The 3,969-nt window shown below is 72.3% G+C and carries 5 protein-coding genes; 3 read left to right on the forward strand and 2 right to left on the reverse strand.

The features are described 5' to 3' along the window. Positions 1–164: 164 nt before the first annotated feature. A complete protein-coding gene (locus tag ACJA3G_RS32105; protein ID WP_406556560.1) occupies positions 165–908 on the forward strand; it encodes a maleylpyruvate isomerase family mycothiol-dependent enzyme in 744 nt (247 codons plus the stop codon). A 61-nt stretch (positions 909–969) separates the two neighbouring features. Here ACJA3G_RS32105 and ACJA3G_RS32110 read toward each other — a convergent pair whose 3' ends face one another. Beyond that, positions 970–1,371 carry a MarR family winged helix-turn-helix transcriptional regulator gene (locus tag ACJA3G_RS32110; protein ID WP_406556561.1) on the reverse strand — a complete coding sequence of 134 codons (402 nt, stop codon included), beginning with the start codon at positions 1,369–1,371 and terminating at the stop codon, positions 970–972. Positions 1,372–1,458: 87 nt separating this feature from the next. On the opposite strand from ACJA3G_RS32110, the gene ACJA3G_RS32115 reads away from it, so the two are divergent. Further along, on the forward strand, positions 1,459–2,946 hold the full coding sequence (locus tag ACJA3G_RS32115; RefSeq protein ID WP_406556562.1) for an MFS transporter: 1,488 nt from the start codon (positions 1,459–1,461) through the stop codon (positions 2,944–2,946). A gap of 73 nt (positions 2,947–3,019) precedes the next feature. Beyond that, a complete protein-coding gene (locus ACJA3G_RS32120) occupies positions 3,020–3,307 on the forward strand; it encodes a DUF6332 family protein (RefSeq protein WP_406556563.1) in 288 nt (95 codons plus the stop codon). Here ACJA3G_RS32120 and ACJA3G_RS32125 read toward each other — a convergent pair. Further along, positions 3,268–3,933, reverse strand: coding sequence for a response regulator (locus ACJA3G_RS32125; RefSeq protein WP_406556564.1), 666 nt, complete (start codon positions 3,931–3,933; stop codon positions 3,268–3,270). The genes ACJA3G_RS32120 and ACJA3G_RS32125 overlap by 40 nt on opposite strands. Positions 3,934–3,969: the final 36 nt, after the last annotated feature.

Consider the following 3,969-nt stretch of genomic DNA (forward strand, 5'->3'; position numbering starts at 1 on the left):
GGCGCCCCGCAGCGCAGCCCCACAGCCGGGCCGCCTCCCACAGCGCGGCCACACAGCCGGGCGCCCTCCAGGCGGCGGCCCCGCGTCCCGGCCGCCCGGCGCGGGTGGCTGCCGCCAGGAATAAAGATCAGCTCATCCGACCGTCCCCCTGGCAGAATTCCGCCATGGACACCGCTGACCTCATCAACGCCCTCGACCGCGAGGGCCGGTTGCTGGCCCTGGCCGCCGGGACGGCGGGCACCGACGCGCCCGTGCCGACCTGCCCCGACTGGCACGTACGGGATCTGCTGCGGCACACCGGCACGGTGCACCGCTGGGCGGCCTCGTACATCACCGAGGGCCACACCGCCTTCCACCCCAGCGGTGCGGAGCCCGCTCTGGACGGCCGGGAACTGATCGACTGGTTCGGCGAGGGCCACCGCGCGCTCGTCGACGCGCTGAGCGCGGCGCCGAAGGACCTGGAGTGCTGGCAGTTCATGCCCGCGCCCTCCCCGCTGGCGTTCTGGGCCCGCCGCCAGGCACACGAGACGGCCGTCCACCGGGCGGACGCCGAGTCGGCCCGGGGCGGCGACTTCACCGCGCCGGACCCGGAGTTCGCCGTGGACGGCATCGACGAACTCCTCCTCGCCTTCCACGGCCGGGAGAAGAGCCGGGTGCGCACCTCGACGCCGCGCACCCTGCGTGTCCGGGCGGCGGACGCGGACGCGGTGTGGACGGTGCGCCTTTCGGAGGGGGTGCCGCTGACGGTCCGGGACGACGACGGTCCGGCCGACTGCGAGCTCGGCGGCTCCGCCTACGACCTGTATCTGGCGCTGTGGAACCGGCTGCCGCTCTCCCGCGTCACCGTCGCGGGCGACGCGTCGCTCGCCGGCCTGTGGCGGGAGAAGTCCGCCATCACCTGGGGCTGACCCGTTTTCGTACGGGGTCACGGCATAGTCGGCCGTGGCCCCGCCGCCGTACCGCGGGCAGTTACGCGGGCCGGTCCGCCAGCATCTTGGCGAGCACCGCGCGCTGGAGGGGGCGTACGTCGGTGTGCCGCGCCCGGCCCCGGTCCGTGATCATGACCCGGACCCCGCGCCGGTCCTCGCTGCACATCCCGCGCGTGACCAGGCCTTCCTTCTCCAGCCTGCCGATCAGGCGGGACAGGGCGCTCTGGCTCAGATGGACGCGCGAGGCGAGGTCCTGGACGCGGAACGCCGTACCGCCGTCCTCCGCACACCCCTCGACGAGCACGTCGAGCACCTCGAAGTCGCTCGCTCCGATTCCGTACGGATGCAGCTCACGATCGAGTTCGCACGTAGTCCGCGCGTGCACCGCGAGGATGCCGCGCCACTCGTCCACCAGCATGCGCTCGGACTTCCTTGCCGCCATGGCCGCACGTTAGCAGAAATGACGCACTTTGTTGCACCGGAATTAAATGCACTTGCACTCGATGCATGCGCATGTAGTCTGCTCCGCATGACCTCTCCGCTCAACGTCCAGTCCACTCAAGAGCGTTGGAGCCCGCGGCTGTGGGGCACCCTGCTGGTGCTCTGCGCCGCGATGTTCCTGGACGCGCTCGATGTCTCCATGGTCGGCGTCGCCCTGCCCTCGATCGCGACCGATCTGAACCTCACCACCTCGACGCTCCAGTGGATCGTCAGCGGCTACATCCTCGGCTACGGCGGCCTGCTGCTCCTCGGCGGCCGGGCGGCCGACCTGCTCGGCCGCCGCCAGGTGTTCCTCATCGCGCTCGGCGTCTTCGCGGTCGCCTCGCTGCTCGGCGGCCTCGTCGACTCCGGACCGCTGCTGATCGCCAGCCGCTTCATCAAGGGCCTCAGCGCGGCCTTCACCGCCCCCGCCGGCCTGTCGATCATCACCACGACGTTCAAGGAGGGCCCGCAGCGCAACCGCGCGCTCTCCATCTACACCACCTGCGCCGCCACCGGTTTCTCGATGGGCCTGGTCCTGTCCGGTCTGCTCACCGAGCTGAGCTGGCGCTGGACCATGCTGCTCCCGGCGCCGGTCGCCGTGATCGCCCTGGTCGCGGGTCTCAAGCTCATCCCCCGCAGCCCCGGCGGCGAGGGCAAGCGCCACTACGACGTGCCCGGCGCCATCACCGGCACCGGCTCGATGCTGCTGCTCGTCTACACCGTCGTCCAGGCGCCCGAGGCCGGCTGGGCCTCCGCCCGTACGCTGCTGTCCTTCCTCGCCGTCGCCCTCCTGCTCACCGCGTTCGTGCGGATCGAGCAGCGCGCCACGAGCCCGCTGATCCGGCTCGGCGTACTGCGCTCCGGCACCCAGGTCCGCACCCAGCTGGGCGCCGCCGCCTTCTTCGGCTCCTACGTCGGCTTCCAGTTCATGGTCACCCAGTACATGCAGTCGGTGCTCCAGTGGACCGCGCTCCAGACCGCGCTGGCCTTCCTGCCCGCCGGTGTGCTGGTCGCCCTCTCCTCGACGAAGATCGGGGCGGTCGTCGACCGCTTCGGCACCCCGCGCGTCATCGCCATCGGCTTCGGCGCGCTGGTCCTCGCGTACGCCCTGTTCCTGCGCATCAGCCTCACCCCGCAGTACGCGGCCGTCATCCTGCCGTCGATGCTGCTGCTCGGCGCGGCCTGCGCGCTCGTCTTCCCCTCCCTCAACATCCAGGCCACCACCGGCGTGGACGACAGCGAGCAGGGCATGGTCTCGGGCCTGCTCAACACCTCCATCCAGGTGGGCGGCGCGATCTTCCTGGCCGTGGTGACGGCCGTGATCACCGCGGGCGACCGGGGCGACTCCCGGCAGGACCTGCTCGACAGCTTCCGGCCGGGTCTGATCGTGGTGACGGGCATCGCGCTCGCCGGTCTCCTCGTCACCCTGACCGGACTGCGCGCCAAGCCCGACCGGCGGACGCTGGTCGTGGCCGGAGCGGCCCAGGAGCCGGCCGCCGCACAGGAGCCCGCGAAGGTCGCCGTCGGCGACTGACGCCGCCACGGGGGCGGGTGCGGCCGACGGGTGCTTCTTGCCCGTCGGCCGCATCTGTGTGAAGACTGCTGTCATGAGCAACCGAAGCCAGGGCGAACGCGACGCCGTCACTGTGGAGATCATGTACGCCGTGGTGACCGCCTCACTGGGCGCCCTGCTCGCCTTCGGCGTCGTCGCCGGACCCGTCTTCCTCTTCGGCCTGGGCCATCCGGCACGGGGGCTGCTGCTGCTGGCCGGGACGGCTGCCGCCGTGCTCGCCTTCGTCGGGCGGACCGTGCACGTCCTGTGGCGCTTCTCGTACGCGGGCGACGGCGCCCGCCCTCAGCCGAGCCAGCCCGGCCGCACCAGGCCCGACTCATAGGCCAGTACCACCAGTTGGGCCCGGTCGCGGGCCCCCAGCTTGACCATGGTGCGGCTGACGTGGGTCTTGGCGGTGAGCGGGCTGACGACCAGGCGGCGCGCGATCTCCGCGTTGGACAGCCCGATCCCGACCAGGGCCATCACCTCCCGCTCCCGCTCGGTCAGTTCGCCCAGGCGCGCGGCCGTGGCCGGTTCCTTGGAGCGGGCGGCGAACTCGGCGATGAGCCGCCGGGTCACCCCCGGCGAGAGCAGCGCGTCCCCGTCCACCACCGCCCGTACGGCCCGCAGCAGCTCCTCCGGCTCGGTGTCCTTGACCAGGAAGCCGCAGGCCCCGGCGCGGATCGCCTCGAAGACGTACTCGTCGAGCTCGAAGGTCGTCAGCATCACCACCCTCACCGCGTCCAGCTCCGCGTCGCCGGTGATCCGGCGGGTGGCGGCGAGCCCGTCGAGCAGGGGCATACGGATGTCCATCAGGACGACGTCCGGCCGCAGTTCGCGCACCAGGCGCACCGCCTCCTCGCCGTCGGCGGCCTCGCCCGCGACCTCGATGTCCGGCTGGGCGTCGAGCAGCGCCCGGAATCCGGCGCGCACCAGGGACTGGTCGTCGGCGAGCAGTACGCGGATCACGGGGTCTCCCTGGGCGTGGCGGGGGCGGTGCGGGTG

This window comes from Streptomyces sp. YS-3 (assembly GCF_045257485.1).
GTDB lineage: Bacteria > Actinomycetota > Actinomycetes > Streptomycetales > Streptomycetaceae > Streptomyces.